At 75.3% G+C, this 19,826-nt stretch carries 20 protein-coding genes, 3 tRNA genes and 1 riboswitch; of the genes, 15 read left to right on the forward strand and 8 right to left on the reverse strand.

Features of this window, described 5'->3' with window-relative positions; all coding sequences use genetic code 11:
- The 5 genes from LPA42_RS15065 (at position 1) to LPA42_RS15085 (ending at position 3,013) form a co-directional block, all read left to right on the forward strand.
- A complete protein-coding gene (locus LPA42_RS15065; protein WP_077935539.1) occupies positions 1–210 on the forward strand; it encodes a hypothetical protein in 210 nt (69 codons plus the stop codon).
- A 140-nt stretch (positions 211–350) separates the two neighbouring features.
- A complete protein-coding gene (locus tag LPA42_RS15070) occupies positions 351–803 on the forward strand; it encodes a TadE/TadG family type IV pilus assembly protein (protein WP_077935544.1) in 453 nt (150 codons plus the stop codon).
- Complete coding sequence (locus LPA42_RS15075; RefSeq protein WP_077935545.1) at positions 800–1,279, forward strand: TadE/TadG family type IV pilus assembly protein; 480 nt, start codon at positions 800–802, stop codon at positions 1,277–1,279. Before LPA42_RS15070 ends, LPA42_RS15075 begins: the two co-directional genes overlap by 4 nt.
- A gap of 140 nt (positions 1,280–1,419) precedes the next feature.
- Entirely contained in the window at positions 1,420–1,791 is a 372-nt protein-coding gene (locus tag LPA42_RS15080) for a hypothetical protein (RefSeq protein ID WP_228986643.1), read from the forward strand.
- A 16-nt stretch (positions 1,792–1,807) separates the two neighbouring features.
- Positions 1,808–3,013, forward strand: coding sequence for a LysM peptidoglycan-binding domain-containing protein (locus LPA42_RS15085; protein ID WP_228986632.1), 1,206 nt, complete (start codon positions 1,808–1,810; stop codon positions 3,011–3,013).
- Positions 3,014–3,233: 220 nt separating this feature from the next.
- Here LPA42_RS15085 and LPA42_RS15090 read toward each other — a convergent pair whose 3' ends face one another.
- The 5 genes from LPA42_RS15090 to LPA42_RS15110 form a co-directional block, all read right to left on the reverse strand.
- Positions 3,234–4,085, reverse strand: coding sequence for a Rieske 2Fe-2S domain-containing protein (locus LPA42_RS15090; RefSeq protein WP_077935538.1), 852 nt, complete (start codon positions 4,083–4,085; stop codon positions 3,234–3,236).
- Between the two features lie 99 nt (positions 4,086–4,184).
- Complete coding sequence (locus tag LPA42_RS15095; protein ID WP_077935537.1) at positions 4,185–4,511, reverse strand: hypothetical protein; 327 nt, start codon at positions 4,509–4,511, stop codon at positions 4,185–4,187.
- Positions 4,512–4,584: 73 nt separating this feature from the next.
- Entirely contained in the window at positions 4,585–5,229 is a 645-nt protein-coding gene (bluB, locus tag LPA42_RS15100; protein WP_077935536.1) for a 5,6-dimethylbenzimidazole synthase, read from the reverse strand.
- 34 nt (positions 5,230–5,263) lie between these two features.
- A riboswitch (cobalamin riboswitch) is annotated at positions 5,264–5,463 on the reverse strand.
- Positions 5,464–5,480: 17 nt separating this feature from the next.
- Positions 5,481–6,458, reverse strand: a complete 978-nt coding sequence (locus LPA42_RS34455) for a helix-turn-helix domain-containing protein (protein ID WP_158229361.1) — start codon at positions 6,456–6,458, stop codon at positions 5,481–5,483.
- A 107-nt stretch (positions 6,459–6,565) separates the two neighbouring features.
- Positions 6,566–7,597 (reverse strand): AraC family transcriptional regulator, encoded by a 1,032-nt coding sequence (locus tag LPA42_RS15110; RefSeq protein ID WP_198956408.1) that lies wholly within the window; start codon positions 7,595–7,597, stop codon positions 6,566–6,568.
- Between the two features lie 285 nt (positions 7,598–7,882).
- Between LPA42_RS15110 and LPA42_RS15115 the strand changes: the two genes are divergently transcribed.
- Complete coding sequence (locus LPA42_RS15115; protein WP_077935533.1) at positions 7,883–8,644, forward strand: crotonase/enoyl-CoA hydratase family protein; 762 nt, start codon at positions 7,883–7,885, stop codon at positions 8,642–8,644.
- Between the two features lie 13 nt (positions 8,645–8,657).
- Here the strand turns inward: LPA42_RS15115 and LPA42_RS15120 are convergent, their stop codons facing one another.
- Positions 8,658–10,112 carry an NAD(P)/FAD-dependent oxidoreductase gene (locus tag LPA42_RS15120; RefSeq protein WP_077935532.1) on the reverse strand — a complete coding sequence of 485 codons (1,455 nt, stop codon included), beginning with the start codon at positions 10,110–10,112 and terminating at the stop codon, positions 8,658–8,660.
- 157 nt (positions 10,113–10,269) lie between these two features.
- Here LPA42_RS15120 and LPA42_RS15125 point away from each other — a divergent pair, with 157 nt between their 5' ends.
- Complete coding sequence (locus LPA42_RS15125) at positions 10,270–11,370, forward strand: serine hydrolase (RefSeq protein WP_077935531.1); 1,101 nt, start codon at positions 10,270–10,272, stop codon at positions 11,368–11,370.
- 60 nt (positions 11,371–11,430) lie between these two features.
- Here LPA42_RS15125 and LPA42_RS15130 read toward each other — a convergent pair whose 3' ends face one another.
- Both LPA42_RS15130 and LPA42_RS15135 read right to left on the reverse strand, forming a co-directional pair.
- Positions 11,431–12,720 carry a deoxyribodipyrimidine photo-lyase gene (locus tag LPA42_RS15130; RefSeq protein ID WP_077935530.1) on the reverse strand — a complete coding sequence of 430 codons (1,290 nt, stop codon included), beginning with the start codon at positions 12,718–12,720 and terminating at the stop codon, positions 11,431–11,433.
- Complete coding sequence (locus LPA42_RS15135; RefSeq protein WP_077935529.1) at positions 12,717–13,640, reverse strand: phytoene/squalene synthase family protein; 924 nt, start codon at positions 13,638–13,640, stop codon at positions 12,717–12,719. Before LPA42_RS15135 ends, LPA42_RS15130 begins: the two co-directional genes overlap by 4 nt.
- Positions 13,641–13,705: 65 nt before the next feature.
- Between LPA42_RS15135 and LPA42_RS15140 the strand changes: the two genes are divergently transcribed.
- From LPA42_RS15140 to LPA42_RS15175, 8 genes are all read left to right on the forward strand, one after another.
- Positions 13,706–14,860 carry a polyprenyl synthetase family protein gene (locus LPA42_RS15140; RefSeq protein WP_077935528.1) on the forward strand — a complete coding sequence of 385 codons (1,155 nt, stop codon included), beginning with the start codon at positions 13,706–13,708 and terminating at the stop codon, positions 14,858–14,860.
- A gap of 28 nt (positions 14,861–14,888) precedes the next feature.
- Positions 14,889–16,370, forward strand: a complete 1,482-nt coding sequence (crtI, locus tag LPA42_RS15145; RefSeq protein WP_077935527.1) for a phytoene desaturase family protein — start codon at positions 14,889–14,891, stop codon at positions 16,368–16,370.
- Between the two features lie 25 nt (positions 16,371–16,395).
- Entirely contained in the window at positions 16,396–17,022 is a 627-nt protein-coding gene (gene idi, locus LPA42_RS15150) for an isopentenyl-diphosphate Delta-isomerase (RefSeq protein ID WP_077935526.1), read from the forward strand.
- The gene (locus LPA42_RS15155) at positions 17,012–17,971 is read left to right on the forward strand and encodes a MerR family transcriptional regulator (RefSeq protein ID WP_077935525.1); all 960 of its coding nucleotides are present in this window, start codon (positions 17,012–17,014) and stop codon (positions 17,969–17,971) included. The genes idi and LPA42_RS15155 overlap by 11 nt, the downstream gene beginning before the upstream one ends.
- A gap of 72 nt (positions 17,972–18,043) precedes the next feature.
- The gene (locus tag LPA42_RS15160; RefSeq protein WP_228986633.1) at positions 18,044–18,841 is read left to right on the forward strand and encodes a polysaccharide deacetylase family protein; all 798 of its coding nucleotides are present in this window, start codon (positions 18,044–18,046) and stop codon (positions 18,839–18,841) included.
- A 154-nt stretch (positions 18,842–18,995) separates the two neighbouring features.
- Positions 18,996–19,068, forward strand: a tRNA-Glu gene (locus LPA42_RS15165).
- 40 nt (positions 19,069–19,108) lie between these two features.
- Positions 19,109–19,182 (forward strand) — tRNA-Asp (locus tag LPA42_RS15170).
- A gap of 103 nt (positions 19,183–19,285) precedes the next feature.
- Positions 19,286–19,359 (forward strand) — tRNA-Phe (locus tag LPA42_RS15175).
- Positions 19,360–19,826: the final 467 nt, after the last annotated feature.

Genomic DNA, 19,826 nt, shown 5'->3' on the forward strand with positions numbered 1-19,826 from the left:
ATGCACCTCATCGCCTACCTGCACGTCGCGCTGACGACACGGCTGGCCGAACTGCGCCGCGACGGCGAGCGGGGCGACAGCCCCGTCCCGACCGCAGTGATCATCTTCGGGCTGGTCTTCGTGGCGATGGCGGTAACCGCGCTCGCCCTCGCCAGGGCCAACGACTGGATGAGCAACATCCCGACCCACCAGGACCCGACGGCACCGTAATGACCCACCGCCCCACCCGCGTGGACCGGAGCCGGTCGGCACCCGCCGACCGGCCCGCCGGCCTGCGCCGCCACGGGCCGCCCCGGCCAGGGGCCGGCCTCAGCCGGCGGGCCCCGCGGCGGCTCGGCGGCGGCGTACGGCTGGGCCGGGCGGCCCGGCGGCAGCTCACCAGCGGTCTACGGCTCGGCCGGGCGGTCCGGCGGCGGCTCACCGGGGGCGGGGCGGACCGGGGGGCCAACCCGGTGGAGCTGGCGGTGGTGATGCCGGCGATCCTCGTGCTGCTCTTCGCCTCGATCCAGGTCGCCGCCTGGTTCGTCGCCCGCGCCACCGCGCTCAACGCCGCGCAGAGCGCGGTCAACGCCCAACGCCTGTACGAGGCCCCCGCCGGGGCCGGCGAGGCGCGGGCGGTCGACTTCCTCACCGCCGCCGGGGACTGGCTGGTCGGCTGGGACCAGCCGGGGCCCGCCTGCGTCACCGACGTCGCCGAGGTGACCTGCACGGTCAGCGGGGACTCGTTGTCGGTCATCCCCGGCGTCAGCTTCCCGGTGCGCCAGACCGCGCACGGCACGATCGAACGGTGGACGACCGGATGAGCCGCCGCCGTCGCCCCGCAGCCGAGCGCGGCTCGGTCGCCATCGAGGTGGCCGTCCTCGCCCCCGCGTTCATCGGGCTGATGGTGCTGGCCGGCGTCGCCGGGCGTACCGCGATCGCGCAGGAGGCGGTCCAGTCGGCGGCGCACGACGCCGCCCGCGCCGCGTCCATCTCCCGGGACGCCAAGACCGCGCGCGAGCAGGCCCTGGCCGCCGCGCAGAGCCAACTCGACTGGCAGCGGGCCAACTGCGCCGGCCAGCCCACGCTCACCCTGCGCGGCTCGGTGGGCGGCTCGCCGACCAGCTTCGCCGAGGCGTTCGACAGCGGCCCCGGCACGACGGCCGCCGTGACCGTGCAGGTCACCTGCACCGTCTCCTTCACCGACATCGACCTGGCGCTGCTGCCCGACATGGCGGCCAGCCGGACGATCTCGGCCAGCTTCACCTCCCCGCTGGACCGCTACCGGAGCCGGTCGTGACCGCCCGCGCCCCCGGCGGAGCTGTGCACACCGCCCCCGCCGACGGTCCGGGCGAGCGCCGGGCCGTCACCCCCGCCGCCGGCCCTGGACGCCGGTGGCGCGGCGACGAGGGCCGGGTCAGCCTGTTCCTGGCGGCGGCGATGATCGGCGTCCTCGCGATCATCGGCCTGGCGTTCGACGGCGCGGGGCAGCTCCGCTCCCGGCAACTGGCCGACAACCTGGCCGCCGAGGCGGCCCGCACCGGCGGTCAGTCCATCGACCGGGCGAAGGCCATCCAGGGCGGCCGCAAGGAGATCGACGAGGCGGCGGCCAGGGCGGCGGTGACGAGTTACCTCGCCGCCGCCGGTGCCACCGGCCACAGCGTCGAGTTCCCCGTCGTCGACGGGGAGAAGCTCATCCGCGTCCAGGTCACCGTCACCTACGACCGCTACCTGCTCGGCTTCTTCGGCTTCGGTGACGCCGTCACCGTCTCCGGCGAGGCAACCGCACGCGCCCTCACCGAGGGCCCCTAGGAAGGGAAGGCACGCCATGGCCGCACCGGGTCGCTCCGCCGCACGGCGGGTCGGGCAGGTACTCACCGGGTTCGGCGCGCTGGTCGTGCTGATCGCCGTACTCGTCGGGGGGCCGGTGGCGTTGCTCGCGTTCGCCGGGAACCCGCTGCCCGACCACCTGCCCAGCCTCGCCGAGGTCGGTGCCACGCTCACCAGCCGGGACGACGGTCAGCTCTTCCTGCGGGCGCTGGCCCTGGTCGGCTGGTTCGGCTGGGCCACGTTCGCCTTCTCCGTGCTCGTGGAGCTGGGCGCGCAGACGCTGCGCCGACCGGCACCCCGGCTGCCCGGGATGAGCCGGCAGCAGCGCGCCGCCGCGGCGCTGGTCGGCTCGGTGGCCCTGATCATCGCGGCGAGCCCGGCCGCCGCCAGCGCGGCCACCGTGCTGTCCGGCCCGTATCCCGCCGCCGCACCCGCCGCCGTCGCCGGGGCACCGGTGGCCCGCCCGGTCGCCGCGCTGCCGGTGGTCGACGCCCGGGCAACGATGCCGACGGCCGCCACGGCGGCCGACCTCCGGCAGGAGGCGGAACCGACGGTGTACCGGGTCGCCAAGGGCGACTACCTGGGCGAGGTCGCCGAGCGCTATCTCGACGACTTCGACCGCTACCGGGACGTGGCGAAGCTGAACCGGCTGGGCGACCCCGACCGCATCCGCCCCGGGCAGCTGATCACGCTGCCCGACGGCGTCCACGACACCGGGGCCCGCAGGCACGCGACCGGGAAGCTGGTGGTCCAGCCCACGACGCCCACCCCCGGCGGTACGGTCACCCCCCGGCCGCCGTCGGCACCCGCCACCCCGCCCGCCGCCGACGCGCCGGCCGCACCAGGTGCGGCCCAGCCCTCGCCCACGCCGCCCTCGCCCACCTCGCCACGGGCCACCCGCCCCGCCCCCGGCCCCTCCGCCGCCCAGCCGCCGGCCGGCTCGTCGTCGGCGGGCTCGTCGCACGGCACCCAGCAGGTCGCCCAGCCGCCCTCAGGGCCGCAGCCCGCGATGGCCGCCGGAGCGTCCCGGGCGGGGGCTGGCGACCAGATGAACCGACCCCTCGCCGTCTCCGCGGTACTCGCCGTCGCCAGCATCGTCGGAGCGCAGATCGGGGCCGTCCTCGGGCTACGCCGCCGGCCGGCGGTCGCCAGGGCCACCAGCAGCGCACGGGCCCTCGTCACCGGCCGGCACCGCCGGGACTGACCCCCGAGCCAAGGCACGGCACCGAGCCGGGCGGGGCCGAGCCGGGCGGGGCCGAGCCGGGCGGGGCCGAGCCGGGCGGGGCCGAGCCGGGCGGGGCCGAGCCGGGCGGGGCGCATGATCGACTTCATGTCGCCGACATGGGGGCATCCGGCGTGCGGGAAACCGCCATGTCGCCGACATGGCGGCCGGGCCCGCAGGTCTGGCCTGGGCCGGCCGGGCCTCAGGGCAGCCTCGCCTCCAGGACCCCGTCGACCACCCGGGTCGGCAGGATCTGCTGGTCGTTCCCGGACGGCCCGTGCATGACCTCGCCACCGTTGAGCCGGAACGCGCTCCCGTGCCACGGGCAGACAACGCAGGCATGTCCGTCGATCTCGGTGACCTCGCCCTCGCCGAGCGGGCCGCTCTGGTGCGGGCAGCGCTCCAGCATCACCGTGACCTCGTCGCCGTGCCGGTAGAGGATCACCGAGACGTCGTCCACCTCGCGGGTGACCAGCTTCCGCTGGGGCAGGTTGGCCATGTCCGCCAGCGGGTGCCAGCCCTCGCCGATCCGGTGCAGTTCGGAGATGCTCTGGTTGACCTGCGCCCCCTGCTTGTACGCGAGGTGCCCGCCGAGGTACGCCCCCGCGCTCGCCGCGCCCAGCCCGAGGTAGGCCAGCGCCCGCCCCGTCCCGTGCCGCCCGCGCAGCCGGGCCGCCAGCGAGCCCGCGTACAGGGTCAGGCCGACGGCGTTGGCGGCGGCGTGCACCAGCCCGACGCGGCGCTGCTCCCGGGAGAGGGCCGCCCAGTCGTTCAGGCCGGCGATCGCCGCCGGGACGGCGCTGACGGTGCCCAGCCCCACCAGGGCGGTGGCCGCCCGGCGCTGGCCGGGCATCAGGTCGAGTACGGCCGCGCTGATCCAGGAGCCGACCGGCACCTGCACCAGCGCCGGGTGCAGCGGATGGCCGATGAAGACGCCGTGCAGCAGGTCGCGGACCCGCTGCGGGCGCAGAGTGGCCTGGACGCCGCGCTGCAGCCGGTCGCCGGCCTGGTCCAGGGCCGAAGCCTGTTCGAGTTTCGTCAAGAGTGCCCGCATTCCGTCCGACTTCCCGGCAGAAGCGGTCGCAAACCGGGCAGCCGTGCCGGGTGTCCGGCGTACGCACGGGTCGCGCGTACGCCGGACACGGGACCCCGGCTACCGGCAGATGAACTGGGTGGTGCCGCTGTACTGGGTCGTGCTGCCGTCGAAGTAGCTGTAGCTGGCCCGCACCGGGTGGCCGAGGTTGCTGGCCGGGCAGGTGGCGAAGAGGGTCGACCCGGCGGTCGTGAAGGTGCCGACGCTGCCGGAGTACCAGGTGATGCTCCAGGTCGTCGTGCCGGCGCTGCTGGCGTCGCAGTAGAACTGAGACGCCATGGACTCGCAGAAGGGTGCCGGGGCGGCGGCGAGGGCCGGGGTGGCACCGGCGGCGAGGCCCAGGGCGGCGAGGGCGGACGCGGCCAGGATCCTGACGGTGGTACGCATGGAACTCCTCCCAACGTAGCTAAGTGATGACTCAGCGCCACGCCAGCCTAGCCACCGCATAGACGTACCTGAATTAGCTGTTCGGTCGGTCGGTCACCCGTTGCGGCCAGCGGTCGTGGTGCACCGCCTCGGCGAGGGGCCGGCGTCGCCGCCACCCGTGCCGCTCCAGGTCGGGCACGGCCTCCAGGTGCGTGACCGGCCCGACGCAGAGCCAGGCCACCGGCCGGATGCCGGCCGGCACGCCCAGCAGCTCGGCGAGGAACGGCTCCCGGTAGAAGGAGACCCACCCGACGCCCAGCCCCTCGGCGGTGGCGGCGAGCCAGAGGTTCTGGATGGCCAGGCAGACCGAGTAGAGGCCGGCGTCGGCGATGGCGTGCCGCCCGAGCACGGCCGGGCCGCCGCGCTCCGCGTCGTACGTGACGACGACCGACAGCGTCGACTCCAGCACCCCGTCGATCTTGATACGCGCGAACCGCTCGGCCGCCGCGCCGTCCAGGGTGGCGGCGAACGTGGCCCGCTCGGCCTGCACGTGCCGGTGGAACCGGCGGCGGACGGCGGCGTCCCGGACCAGGACGAAGTCCCACGGCTGCGAGTAGCCGACGCTGGGCGCGGCGTGCGCGGCGTCGAGGATCCGGTGCAGGGTGTCGGCCGGCACCGGCTCCCCGGTGAACTGGGCCCGGACGTCCCGGCGGCGGTGGATGGCGTCGTAGAGTTCCACAGGCAGGCTCCCGCTGCGCTCGGCCCACCCAGCGGGTGGGCGGTCGACGCGAGGCCGGTCTTCGGACTCCCGGATCGACGCCTGCCCGTCCGCCTTCCCAGCCGCACGGCCAGTGGCTGCGCTCCTCGCGCGTGGACGGTGGCTCCCCGGTCACCGCGGCGGGCCCGTGCCGGATTCACACCGGCTTCCCGATTCTCCCCGCACCCGCGGGGCACCTCGCATGATCGTGCCGCCGGCGATGCTAACCCGTGTCAGCGGTGCAGCGTCCGGCCGGGCAGTTCCCCGTACGTGGTGAGGTAACGGGCGGCGAAGCGGCGCGGGTCGGCGAATCCCCAGCGCGCGGCGGTCGCGGCCACAGAGGTGCCGTCGCCGGGCGTGGCCCGGGACAGTTCCTGGCGGGCCAGGTCGAGTCGCACCCGACGCAGGTAGGCCAGGGGGGTCATGCCGAGCTGACTGCGGAACGCGAGCTGCACGGCGCGGGGGGTGGCGCCGGCGGCGCGGGCGATGTCGACGAGGCCGATGTCGGTCCCGGCGGCGGACTCGATGAAGGCGATCGCCCGCCGCAGGGTCCCCGCGTGGGCGTCGGCCCGGTCGCACGGCCGGTCCTCCCGGAGGGCGTTGCTGGGAAACGCGGCGAGCGTCGCCGCGGCGAGCAGGCGGCCGAGGCCACCGAGCACGAGCGGGGACGCGCCCGGCGCGCCGCCGGCGGCCATGACGGACTCCGCGTACCGGACGGTCTGCCGCCACCGCCACTCCGCCTCGGCGCGGATCGGCCGGAAGCTGACGAACCGCAGGGGTGCCAGCGGCCGGTCCGGATCGGCGCGGGCGACCTGGTCGATCAGCGAGAGGTCCAGCAGGACGCAGGTCACGTCCAGGTCGCTGGACCACGAGGAGCCGGGCAGGTCGGGCTGGTACAGCACGGCGACCTCGCCGGGCCCGACCATCTCGTCGACACCGTCGCAGCGGCGCCCGAAGCACCCCCGGCGGGGGGCGGCGAGCAGGACGTACCCGAGGGGTTCCGCCTGCACCCGCAGGTCGAGGGCGATGCTGACGTCGTCGATGCAGAACGCACCGGCGTTCCACCGGTCGTGGCGGAGCGGAAGCCCGGTCGGCACGGCGGCCAGCCGCACGCTGCGTCCGTACGCGGTCTCGTAGACGTGCGCCGCCTCCGCCGGGTCGCTGGTCGAGAACCGGGTGAGCGTGGGCGGGCCATGATTACCCGAAGTCACCAATTCACCCCCCTGGGTCACGAGGGAGCCTAGCTACCCGCGCGGGCGGACAGTGCAACGGCACGCCGGAGCGCCACCTCCCAGGCCCGAGGGATTCTCGCCGCCGGTCAGCTCCGCAGGGTCTGGCTGGGCGGCCGCCCGTAGGCCCGGCGGTACTCGGTGGCGAACCGGCCCAGGTGGGCGAAGCCCCACCGGGCGGCGACGGCGGCCACAGTGAGGCCCGCGCCGGGCTCGGCGGCCTGGAGTTCGGTGTGCACCCGTTCCAGGCGTACCCGTCGCAGATAGCGCGTCGGGGTGGTGTCGAGGTGCTTGCGGAATGCCTGCTGGAGCGCCCGCGCGCCCAGCCCGGCCGCGACCGCCACGTCGGTCACGGTCAGGGCCTGGTCCGCGTACTGCTCGATGTAGGCGACCGCACGACGGACCGCGGCCGGCGCGACGCCCCCCGCGCCGCGCGTCGGCGCCTCGGTCATCGTCGTGTTGGGAAACGTGGCCAGCGCGACGGCCACCAGCAGGCCCGTCGCCTCCGCCTGCACCAGCGCGTTGGACCCGAACGCGGCGCCCGGCAGCGCCACCTGGGTGAGATAGCGCGTGGTGTTGCGCCAGAGCTGGGCGGCGGACGGGGACACCGGCGACAGCCCCTGGAACCGCAGGTCGACCGGCGCGAGGCCGCACCGCTCCTGCGCCACCCGCCGCACGTCGGCCAGGGGAAGCTCCACGGCGAGGACCTCCATGTCGCGGTGCAGGATCGCCCTGGTCCGCCCAGGCGGCACCAGCAGCAGGTCACCCGCGCCGGCCATCACCTCCCCGGCCCCGACGTCGAGCCCCCAGCCGCCGGAGAGCACCTCCGCCACCCCGACGACGTCCCGGGTGAACACGTCGTTGTCCGCGTTCATCGGATAGCGCACCCGGGCCACACTGGCCGAACCGAACCGCGCGTGGGCGGCCCGGAAGACGACCCCACCGCGGCGGTCGAAGGCGCGGAGCCGATGCTCGGGGTAGGCCGCCAACAGCCAGCGGTGCGCCTCGTCCGGGTCGTCCGTGACGAGCCGCGACCACAGCCCCGACTGGTCGGTGGCCGCCTCGTCGCCGCAGTCGACCCGCTTCGTCGCGGACGGCCCCGCCCCGGTACGTCCTGTCACGACATCTCCCCGCATCGCCGGCGGCGGCGCCGACCGGCGTCCCTCACCCTCACCTCACCCGGGGCCCACGGCGACGGGCGACGGACACCGCACGAGTTCGCGTCGCCACGTTCGGTGGCCCTTCAGCGCGCATTCTGACGGCCGACGAAAGGCGAGAGAAGCCGCCACGGGCCGGGCTGTCCGCCGTGCGAAGCCGATGTACGGAGTACGAACACCGGTGGCCGTCCGGCAGGGTGGTCACGCCCGCGCTGGTGCGTCGGCGTCCGGGCAGGGCATGCTGTCCCGATGGGGGTACGGGTCGAGCACGCCGCCGCGGTGACCACGGTGATCCTGGACCGGCCGGCGTCCCGCAACGCCGTCGACGGTCCCACCGCCCGGGCCCTGGCCGACGCGTTCCGCGCCTTCGAGGCCGACCCGGCGGCAGCGGTCGCCGTGCTGTGGGGGGCCGGCGGCACGTTCTGCGCCGGGGCGGACCTCAAGGCGATCGGCACGCCGAGCGGCAACCGGGTCGAGCCGGACGGCGATGGCCCGATGGGCCCGACGCGGCTGCGGCTGTCCAAGCCGGTGATCGCCGCGATCTCCGGGTACGCCGTGGCCGGCGGGCTGGAGCTGGCGCTCTGGTGCGACCTGCGGGTCGCCGAGTCCGACGCGGTGCTCGGCGTGTTCTGCCGGCGCTGGGGCGTGCCACTGGTCGACGGCGGCACCGTCCGCCTGCCGAGGCTGATCGGCGAGAGCCGGGCGATGGACCTGATCCTCACGGGCCGGCCGGTCCCGGCCGAGGAGGCGTACGCGATGGGGTTGGTGAACCGGCTGGTCGCGCCGGGTGCGGCCCGCGCGGAGGCCGAGCGGCTGGCCGCCGAGATCGCCCGGCACCCGCAGGCGTGCCTGCGCAACGACCGGGCGGCCGTGCTGGCCGGCGCGAACCTGCCCGAGCCGGACGCCCTCGCGGTGGAGCTGGCCTACGGCGCGGCGTCCCTCGCGGCCGACGCGACGGCGGGGGCGGCCCGCTTCGCGGCCGGCGCGGGCCGCCACGGCACCCCCGCCTGAGGATGTCGATCGGCTAACTCAGGTCGCGCACGGCGGTCTCGATGGCGCGGTGGAACGTCGGGTACGCGTAGATCATGTGCCGGAGCCGGCTCAGCGGCACCTCCGCGTGCACCGCCACCACCAGGCCCGACAGCACCTCGCCGCCGGCCGGGCCGACCGAGGTGGCCCCGACCAGCACCCCCCGGTCGGCGTCCGCGACCAGCTTGACGAACCCGTCGCCCCGGTGGATCCAGCCCCGGGTGGACGAGTCGAGCCGGCTCACCCCGACCTGCACGTTGATGCCCCGCTCGCGGGCCTGCCGTTCGGTGAGCCCGACCGCGCCGATCTCGGGATCGGTGAAGGTGACCCGGGGCAGCGCCCGGTAGTCGGCGTGCGGCACCCCGCCGGCGATCCCGGTGCCCTCCGTGCGCGCCGCGCCGCCGACCGCGCTGGCGGCACCGCTCGCGTCCGCGCCGGCCCGCGCCCGCCGGACGTGGTCGAGCACGTCGGCGACCACGATGGCCGCCTGGTACATGGCGATGTGGGTGAACGCGCCCTCCCCGGTCAGGTCGCCGACGCCCCAGATCCCGTCGGCGGCGCGCATCCGGTCGTCCACGGCGAGGAACCGCTGGCCCGGGTCGACGCCGACGGTGTCGAGGCCCAGCTCGTCGAGGTGCGCCCGGCGGCCGGTGACCACGAGCAGCCGCTCGGCGGTGAACTCGGCCCCGCCCACCGCCCGCAGGGTGAACGCCCGCCCGTCGTGGTCGACCCGCTCCGCGCGTACCTCGGTGGCGATCCGCACCCCGTCGGCGCGCAGGGCGGCGGCGGCCACCTCGGAGGACTCGGGCTCCTCGACGGCGAGCACCCGGCCCGACGCCTCCAGCACGGTCACCTCGACGCCGAACCGGGCGAAGACCTGGGCCAGCTCCAGCCCGATCGCGCCGCCGCCGAGCACCAGCAGACTGGCCGGCAGCTCCTCGACCTCGATGGCCTGCTGGTTCGTCCAGTACGGCGTGTCGGCCAGCCCGGGCAGCGGCGGCACGAAGGGCCGGGTGCCGGTGCCGAGCACGATGCCGTGCCGGGCCCGGAAGACCCGGTCGCCGACGCGGACCCGACCGGGCCCGTCGAGCGCCCCGCTGCCCCGCACGAACCGGCCGCCCTTGCCGGTGAACCGCTCCACGGCGACCCGGTCGTCCCAGTTGTCGGTCGCCTCCTCGCGGATGCGCTTCGCCACCGGGGCCCAGTCGGGGCGTACGTCGGCCTCGCCCGCGAACTCGGCGACCCGCCGGGCCTCGGCGACCGCGTTCGCCGCCCGGATCATCATCTTGCTCGGGATGCACCCCCAGTACGGGCACTCGCCGCCGACCAGCCGCCGCTCGATGCCGACGACGCTCAGGCCGGCCTCGGCGAGCCGGCCGGCCACCTCCTCGCCGCCGACCCCGAGCCCGAGCACGACCACGTCCACGTCCACCAGTTCCGGTTCCGCCATTGGACCAGCATTCCGCACCGGAGGACCGTGGGCCACCGCAAGGTGGAGTTCCGGTGCTGCGGGCCGTCGCCGCCTCCCGGAAGCCCAGCGCTGGCTGCCCTCGCCCGCCTCCCGGAATTCCCGCGCCGCGGGCTCGCCGGGCCCCTACCGTGGCCGGATGCGCGCACGCTTCGCCCCCGTCCGGGACTGCTTCCACGACCTGTTCGCCGCCGGCCGGGAGACCGGGGCCGGCCTCGCCATCTGGTACGACGGCACGCCGGTCGTCGACCTCGTCGCCGGTTCCCGGGCCGCCGTCCCGCCGGGCCGGTCGGTGCCGCCGGCCGGGGGCGGCGACCCGTGGCGGCCGGACACGCTGGTCAACGTCTACTCGGTGGGCAAGCCGGTGGCCGCGCTCTGCCTGCTCCTGCTCGTCGACCGGGGGCGGCTCGACCTGGACGACCCGGTCGTCGACCACTGGCCGGCGTTCCGCGCGCCGGCCACGGTCCGCCAGGTGCTCAGCCACACGGCCGGGCTGCCGGCGTTCCCGGTGCCCCGGCGGGCCGACGCGATCGCGGACTGGGACCTGCTCTGCGCCGACCTGGCCGCCGCCGAGCCGCGGTGGGAGCCGGGGACCGTCGCGGGCGAGCACGCCTGGACGTACGGGCACCTCGTGGGCGAGCTGGTGCGCCGGGTGGACGGGCGGTCGGTGGGCCGGTTCCTGGCCGAGGAGATCGCCGGCCCGTGGCGGCTCGACCTGGGCTTCGGGCTCGGCGCGGCCGACCGGCGGCGGTGCGCCGACCTGTCGTACGCCGATCCGGGCTGGCCGGTCCGCACGCTCGGCGAGCCGGGGTCCCTGCGGGCGGCGGCGCTGGGCAACCCGGCGGGCGGCCTGGACGTGGCGGTGCTGAACGGCCCGCTGTGGCGGGGCGCGCAGGTGCCGGCGGTGAACCTGCACGCCACGGCCGCCGGGCTGGCCCGCTGCTATGCCGGCCTGCTCGCCGGGGGCACCCTGGACGGGGTACGGCTGTTCAGCCCGGAGCTGGTCGCCGAGGCGACCCGGGCCCAGTACGACGGGCCGGACCTGGTGCTCGACCGCCGGGCGTGCTGGACGCTGGGCATGCAGCGGGAGCCGGACGGCAGCTGGGGCATGGGCGGGATCGGTGGCAGCAGCGCCTGGGCCGACCCGGGGCGGGGCTACGTGTTCGCGTACGCGACCGCGCGGCTGGCCGACCACGACCGCGTCGACGAGCTGGTCGAGGCCCTGCACTCCTGCCTCTGACCGCGCGCTGCGCTGCCGGGTCCGGGGTGTTAGGAGGGGGCCCTTGTACAACAGAATGCGTTAAGCAGGGGCCCCTCCTTTCACCCAGCGGCGGACGTACGCGCCGTCCGGGTCGAAGCGGGCCGCCTGGCGCACCGGGTTGAAGCCCCGGTGCGGCCGGCTGTCGTTGCCGGTGCCCGCCACCCACTGCCAGTTGCCGGCGTTGTTGGCCACGTCGCCGTCGAGCAGCCAGCGGGAGAAGACCGCCACCCCTTCGCGCCAGTCCAGCCCGAGCACCTTGGTCAGGTAGCCGGCCGTGATCAGCCGGGCCCGGTTGTGCATCCAGCCCTCGGCGCGCAGCTGCCGCATCCCGGCGTCGACGATCGGCAGGCCGGTACGCCCCCGCGCCCAGGCGTCGAGCGCCTCGGGGTCGTGCCGCCAGTCCTCGGTGGCCCCCCGCCGGTACGCCTTTGTGGCGATCTCGGGGAACGCGGCGGTGACCTGGTAGTAGAAGTCCCGCCAGCAGAGCTGCCGGACGAACGGGCCGAACCGCGCGCCGCCCGGATCGCCGGCCCCCTCACCCGCCCGGTTCGCCAGCTCCAGCGGTGAGAGGCAGCCGAAGCGCAGGTACGGGCTGAGCCGCGAGGTCGCGTCGCCGGCCAGGTCGTCGTGGATGTCGCCGTACCGGTCGACGGTGGGCAGCCACTGCGCGAGGCGGCGGCGGGCGGCGGCCTCCCCGCCCGGCACGGCGTGCGGCGACTCCCCCTTCGGCAGAGCGGGCAGCTCCCCGACCGGCAGCCCGTCGGGCCGCGAGCCGGCCGTCGACCCGTCGGGCCGCGCCCCGGCCGCCAGCGCGTCGGGCAGTCGTACCCGGTCGGGCGGGGCCGACTCCTCCCGCCACAGCGCCCCCTGCCAGGCCCGGAAGTAGGGGGTGAACACCCGGTAGTGGTCGCCGCCGGCCGGGCGCACCGCGCCGGGGTCGACGACCGTGAGGCCGGGGAAGAGGCGCAGGTGCAGGCGGTGCCGCTCGCACTCGGCGCGCAGCCGGCGCTCCCGGGTGCGGGCGTACCGGCTGACGTCGGCGGAGAGGCCGATCCCCTCGGCGCCCACCTCGCCGGCCAGCCGGATCGTCTCGGCCACCGGGTCGCCGTGCCGGATCACCAGGTCGCCGCCGCGTTCCCGCAGCGCGTCGCGCAGGGCGGCGAGGCTCTGGTGCAGGAAGCGCGTCCGGTTGGGCGAGCGGCTGGCGAGCGCCGGGTCGAGCACGTGGAGCGGGACGACCCGGTCGAAGGCGGCGCAGGCCGCGGCCAGCGCCGGGTGGTCGTGCACCCGCAGGTCGCGGGTGAACAGCACGATCGCGGTACGCGTCATCGGCCGGCGGGCATCTGGGCCGGGCCGGGGACCACGACGGGGGTGCCGGCGGGGGTGAGCAGGGCCCGCCCGGCCACCGCCATCCGCCGCCGCCGGGGCACCAGCGCCCGCCGGGTGAACACGTCGTAGTCCTGGGCGGCGACCTCGTCGAGGATGCCGCCGTAGAGGGCGTACGCGGTGCGCATGCACGCCTGGGAGGCGGGCGCGAGCAGGGTCACGCCCGGCGCGGCGGCCTCGTAGTGCGTCTGGGCGCGGCTCACCTCGTACTCGATGAGGTCCTGGATTCTCGGGGTGGCCCGGCCCCGGGCGGCGGCGGCGAACAGGTCGTCGCGGGTGACGTCGAACTTGGCGAGGTCCTCGTCGGGCAGGTACGTCCGGCCGCGCGCGAGGTCCTCGGCGACGTCCCGGATGAAGTTGGTGAGCTGGAAGGCGAGGCCGAGCTGCCGGGCGGGCTCGCGGGCGGCGGCGGGGTCGGAGCTGCCGAGGATCGGCAGCATCATGGTGCCGATGACGGCGGCCGAGCCCTCCATGTAGTCGAGCAGGTCGTCGTAGGTGGGGTAGGCGGTGACGGTCAGGTCCATCGCCATGCTGCGCAGGAACGACGCGAAGTCGGCCCGGTCCAGGTCGAAGACGGCGATGGTGTGCAGCACGGCGGGCAGCAGCGGGTCGTCGACCGGGGCCCCGCCCAGCCCGGCCAGGAAGCGGGCCGACCAGTCGTCGAGCCGGGCGGCCCGCTCGGCGGGTGGCAGGTCCTCGGTGCGGTCGACGATCTCGTCGGCATACCGGGTGAATCCATACAAGGCATGAACGTGCCGCCGTTTCCAAGCGGGGAGCAGGCGGGTGGCGAGATAGTAGGTGCGGCCGTGACGTCTGTGCAGCTCGCGGCAGCGGTCATAGGCAGCGGTGAGGTCGACGTCCACCGGCCCTCCCTCGGATTCGACGCAGCAATCGACGCAACTCGTAACCCTAGGGTACGCTCGCCGACATGGCCAACGACGCAGTTGCGGGTAATGCGCTCCGCGTCGCGCCGGCACAGCCGGAAGCGACGGACGATCCGGTCCGCGGCGTACTGGCCGCGTTCACGAAAGACCTGGTCAAGGGGGTCGACGACACCCTCGCGGGGTTCCTCGCCGCCGAGGTTTCCACGCTCGCCGAAATCGACTCGGCGATGGGCGAATTCGCCGCGACGGCGCGCGACTGCGTGCTGGCCGGCGGCAAGCGGGTGCGCCCCACCTTCGCGTACTGGGGCTGGCGAGGGGTCGCCGGCGGGGACGAGCCGCTGCCGGCGGTGCTGCCGGCGCTCGCGGCCCTGGAGCTGCTGCACACGTTCGCCCTCGTGCACGACGACGTGATGGACGCCTCCGACACCCGGCGCGGCCGGCCCACGGCGCACCGGTCCGCCGCCGCCCGGCACGTCGCCGCCGGGCACACCGGCGACCCGGACCGGTTCGGCGAGGCGGTCGCCGTGCTCGTCGGCGACCTCTGCATGGTCTGGGCCGACCGGCTGCTCGGGCGCGCCACCGTGCCGCCGGCCCGGCTGCTCGACGTCCGGCGCTGCTACGACCAGATGCGCGTCGAAACGGTCGCCGGGCAGTACCTGGACGTCCTGGGCGAGAACGACGCGGCCAACTGGTCGCTGGACCGGGCCCTGCGGGTCGCCCGCTACAAGACCGCCAGCTACACCGTCCAGCGTCCGCTGCTGTTCGGCGCGACCCTGGCCGGCGCCGACGCCGACGGGCCGCTGACCGCCGCGTACACCCGCTACGGTCTGGCCGTCGGCGAGGCGTTCCAGCTCCGCGACGACCTGCTCGGCGTCTACGGCGACCCGGCGACCACCGGCAAGCCGGCCGGCGACGACCTGCGCACCGGCAAGCCGACCGCCCTGCTGATGCTCGCCCGGCAGCTCGCCACCGCGAACCAGCGCCGGGCGCTGGAGCGGGCCGGCCGGGTCGCCGCCGCCCGCGAGGTGGCCCGGCTCGCCGAGCTGGTCGCCGACACCGGCGCGGTCGCCCGGGTCGAACGGATGATCTCCGACCGGGTCGCCGACGCGCTGGCCGCGCTCGACACCGCGTCGATCGACGAGACCGCGCGCACCGCGCTGACGGGCCTCGCCACCGCCGCCACCGCGCGGCGGGCATGATGGGCAACTTCGTGAGGGAGGTGGTCGCGTGCGCACCGTGACCGGACGTACGGACCGGGTGGTGGTCGTCGGGGCGGGACTCGGCGGGCTGGCCTGCGCGCTGCACCTGGCCGGCAGCGGGCGGCAGGTGACCGTGCTCGAACGCGAGGCGGTGCCGGGCGGCCGGGCCGGCCGGCTCGGCGTCGACGGCTACGAGTTCGACACCGGGCCCACCGTGCTCACCATGCCCGACCTGATCGCCGAGGCGCTCGGTGCGGTCGGCGAGGAGCTGGGCGACTGGGTCGAGCTGATGCCGCTGGACCCGGCGTACCGGGCGTACTACCCGGACGGCTCGACGCTGGACGTCATCACCGACACCACCCGGATGGCCGCCGAGATCGCCTCGGTCTGCGGGCCCCGGGAGGCCGACGGCTACCTGCGCTTCGTCGACTACGCCCGCGAGCTGTGGCGGCTGGAGCGGGCCGACTTCATCGAACGCAACCTGGACGCCCCCACCGACCTGCTCACCGGCAACCTGCTGAAGCTGCTGGCCGGCGGCGCGTTCCGCCGGCTCCAGACGAAGATCGAGCAGTTCTTCCGCGACCCGCGCACCCAGCGGATCTTCTCCTTCCAGGCCATGTACGCCGGACTCGCCCCGCACGACGCGCTGGCCATCTACGCCGTCATCGCGTACCTCGACTCGGTGGCCGGGGTCTACTTCCCGCGCGGCGGCATCCACGCGGTCTCCCGGGGGATGGCCGGCGCGGCCGAGAAGCACGGCGTGCAGATCCGCTACGGCACCACGGTGGCCCGGGTGGAGACCGCGAACGGCCGGGCGACCGGGGTGGTCACCGCCGACGGCGAGTTCGTCGGAGCCGACGTGGTGGTGCTCAACCCGGACCTTCCGGTCGCCTACCGCGACCTGCTCCCGCCGACCAGGCGACGCCGGTTGACCTACTCGCCGTCGTGCGTGGTGCTGCACGTCGGCTCGCGGCAGGGCTATGAGAAAATCGCCCACCACAACATCCACTTCGGACGATCCTGGAAGGGCACGTTCGACGAGGTGATCCGGCGGGGGGAGCTGATGACCGACCCGTCCCTGCTGGTCACGAACCCCAGCCGCACCGACCCGGCGGTCGCCCCGGCCGGCGGGCACACGTACTACGTGCTCGCCCCGGTGCCGAACCTCGACCGGGCCCCGTTCGAGTGGCGCGGCGACCTCACCCGCCGGTACACCGACCAGCTCGTCGGGACGCTGGAAGAGCGCGGGTACGTCGGTTTCGGCGCCGGCATCGAGGTGCTGCGCGCGGTCACCCCGGCCGAGTGGGCCGAGCAGGGCATGGCCGCCGGCACCCCGTTCGCGTCCGCGCACAGCCTCTTCCAGACCGGCCCGTTCCGCCCGTCGAACCTGCACCGCACGCTCGACAACGTGGTGTTCGTCGGCTCCGGCACCCAGCCCGGCGTCGGCGTGCCCATGGTCCTGATCTCCGGCAAGCTGGCCGCCGCCCGCGTGACGGGCGACGGCCAGTGAGCGCCCGAGTAGTGGGAGGTGTGCGGTGAGCGTGCGCGAGGAACACCTGGTCGAGCTGGTCGACGACGACGGCCGGGCGCAGGGCGAGGCGACGGTGTCCGCCGCCCACCAGCCGCCCGGCCGGCTGCACCGGGCCTTCTCCGTGCTGCTCGTCGCCCCGGACGGCCGGGTGCTGCTGCAACGCCGGGCCGCCGTGAAGACCCGGTTCCCGCTGCGCTGGGCCAACTCCTGCTGCGGCCATCCCGCGCCGGGCGAGTCGCTGGTGACCGCCGCGAACCGCCGGCTGGGCGAGGAGCTGGGCGTCGGGCCCGTCGAGCTGACCGAGGCCGGCGTGTACGTCTACTACGCCGAGGACCCGGCCACCGGTCGGGTCGAGTTCGAGTACGACCACGTGCTGCGCGCCGACGTCCCGGCCGACCTGCCCGTGCGGCCGGACCCGGCCGAGGTGGCCGAGCTGCGCTGGGTCGACCCGGCGACGCTGGAGGCCGACCTCGACGTCGACCCCCGGGCGTACGCCCCCTGGCTGGGTGGGGTGGTGAACCGCCTGCTACGCCCGTCCCGGCCGGCGGGCACCGCCGGCCCCGACGCGACCCCGGCCGGTCCCTGCGCGGACGAGGTGAACGAGGCGGCGGAGCGGTCGGGTGGGCGATGAGGCGTTGAGCGCGGGGGCCGTGGCGCGCCGCCTGGGCGTCGCGGTCACCACGCTGCGCACCTGGCACCAGCGGTACGGCCTGGGCCCCAGCCAGCACCTGCCGGGCCACCACCGGCGCTACACGCCGGCCGATCTCGCGCGCCTGGAGATCATGCGCAAGCTCACCGCCGAAGGGGTCACCCCGGCCGAGGCGGCCCGCTGGGCCCGCCAGGTGCCCGCCCTGGGGCCGGGCGGCGAGCCGTCCGCCGTCGTCGCCAACCGGATCCGGCCGGGCGGCGGGCGCGACGGCGGCGGGCAGACCATCCCGGTCGGTCGGGCCGGCCCGGCGGCCCGAGGGCTGGCCCGCGCCGCCATGCGGCTGGACTCGGTGGCGATCGGGGAGACGATCGCGCACGCCCTGGCCACCGACGGAGTCGTCGGCACCTGGGAGGGGCTGCTGCGCCCGGTGCTCGTCGGCATCGGCGAGCGGCACACCGCCACGGGCGGCCTCATCGAGGTGGAGCACCTGGTGTCGCGGTGCGTCTCGGAGGCGTTCGCGGCCGTCGCCCGCGCCTCCTCGGCCCCCGGCCCGGCCCGCATCCTGCTCTCCTGCGCCGACGAGGAGCAGCACACCCTGCCGCTGGAGGCGCTCGCCGCCGCGCTGGCCGAGGCCGGCGTCGCGTACCGGATGCTCGGTGCCCGGGTGCCGGCGGCGGCCCTGGTCGAGGCGGTCAACCGCACCGGCCCGGCGGCCGTGGTGGTCTGGTCGCACATCCGGGCCACCGCCGATCCGGCCCAGCTCACCGCACTGCTGGCCAGCCCGCGCCGGCCGCTGCTGGTGCTGGCCGCCGGCCCCGGCTGGCGGGCCGACTCGCTGCCGGCCGGGGTGGTCCGGCCGGTCGACCTGGCCGAGGCGGTCTCGCTCGCCCTGGCCGTGCGGGACTCCCTGGACCAGTCGACGGGGGACTGACCGCCCTGCCGCCGTTCACGTTTCGTCCACTACGGTCGAGTGGCCCACGGCCCCCGACCCCTCGGAGCGACGATGAGCGCACGGAGAGCACTCGCTTTCGGCCTCTGCCTTGCATTGTTCCTCGCCGGCTGCGGCGAGCGGACGACCGACCGGCGTCCGGGAGCCGCCGCCTCCCCGTCGACACCGACCGCACCCCCGGCGGAGCCGACGCCCAAGCCGACCGTCGCCCCCAAGCCGACCCGCACCACCCCACCCCCGCTGCGCCCGCGCCCCACCAAGCTCCCGACGGGGCTGCGCCGGACCACGGGCGGCAAGGCGGTGGCGTTGACCTTCGACGACGGGCCCGACCCGGCCTGGACGCCGAAGATCCTCGACCAGCTCAAGGCAGCCGGGGCGAAGGCCACCTTCTGCGTGGTCGGCACGCAGGTGCGCAAGCACCCGCAGCTGGTCGCCCGGATCGCCCGCGAGGGGCACCAGCTCTGCAACCACAGCTGGCGGCACGACATCGACCTCGGCCGGCGGCCGGTCGCCGAGATCCGCGCCGACCTGACGCGCACCAACCGCGCCATCCGGGCGGCCGCGCCCGACGCCAAGGTGACCCTCTACCGACAGCCGGGCGGGCGGTGGACCCCGGAGGTGGTGACGGTGGCGAAGCAGCTCGGCATGCGATCGCTGCACTGGGCCGTCGACCCGCAGGACTGGGCGAAGCCCACCGCCCCGACGATCAGGAAGCGGGTCATGGGCGCGACGAAGCCGGGCTCGATCGTGCTGATGCACGACGGGGGCGGCAACCGGGCCGCCACGGTCGCCGCCTGCGCCCACCTCATCGGCGACCTGAAGCGGCGCTACGGGCTCACCCGGATCGGCTAGACCGCCCATGACCTGCAGGTTTGTGGCTGGATGTGCCGCCAGCCATACCGATTTGTTTCGTGGGCCGACCGTCACGTATGCTTTCGAAGCCTCCGGCGGGGCCGGATGGGAGCAAGTCCGCTAGAAGTTGCGAGTGTGCAATGATGGCGGGGCCGCCCTCATCGTCTAGCGGCCCAGGACGCCGCCCTTTCAAGGCGGTAGCACGGGTTCGAATCCCGTTGGGGGCACGACCGGCGCAAGCCGGAGCAACACCGGTAACACCAGCCAGGTCCTGTGGAGCAGTTGGAGTGCTCGCCGCCCTGTCAAGGCGGAGGTCGCGGGTTCAAGTCCCGTCAGGACCGCAAGCGCTGACGCCGCGCGTAAGATGCGCGGCGTTCTGCGTATCGGAGCAGGTGCCCTGCCGGCGGCGATCCCGCCACTTGGGTACGATGAGCCGAGCAGCACGGCCAGGTAGCTCAGTTGGTACGAGCGTCCGACTGAAAATCGGAAGGTCGGCGGTTCGACCCCGCCCCTGGCCACATAGCCTTTCGCCGGGCTACAGAGGTCCCCACCAGCGGAAACGCAGGTGGGGATCTTGCTTTTTCACCGATACTCATCGATGAGCTACCGCCCGCTTAATGATCTCTCGGGGGCACGCGGACGGGCGCCAGCTCGATCCGCCGACCACCTTCTATTTCGATTGAGGCTGGACGAGCCAACTGCGGCAACGCTCGCGAAGGTTCTAGGCCACCGCCAACTGGCCTGAACACCTCGGCACGCTGGTTTCGGCGTAAGAGGGCATATCCAGGACGGGCACGTCCTCGCCGCCTACTGCGGCCACTCGGCCGATCCCCCATCGCGCCGCGCGCGGACGGGACGCTGGAGCTGCACCATAGATGCGTCAGCGCCATGACGACGGCTTCCACTGGCAGGCGGCCCAGTTGGGTGACCCGGCGTCGATTCCACAGGCCCGGTGCGGTGGCCGACGTACCCGATACCCTTGATC

Source organism: Micromonospora sp. DH13 (assembly GCF_020873825.1).
In the GTDB taxonomy this organism is placed as follows: Bacteria; Actinomycetota; Actinomycetes; order Mycobacteriales; family Micromonosporaceae; genus Micromonospora; species Micromonospora haikouensis.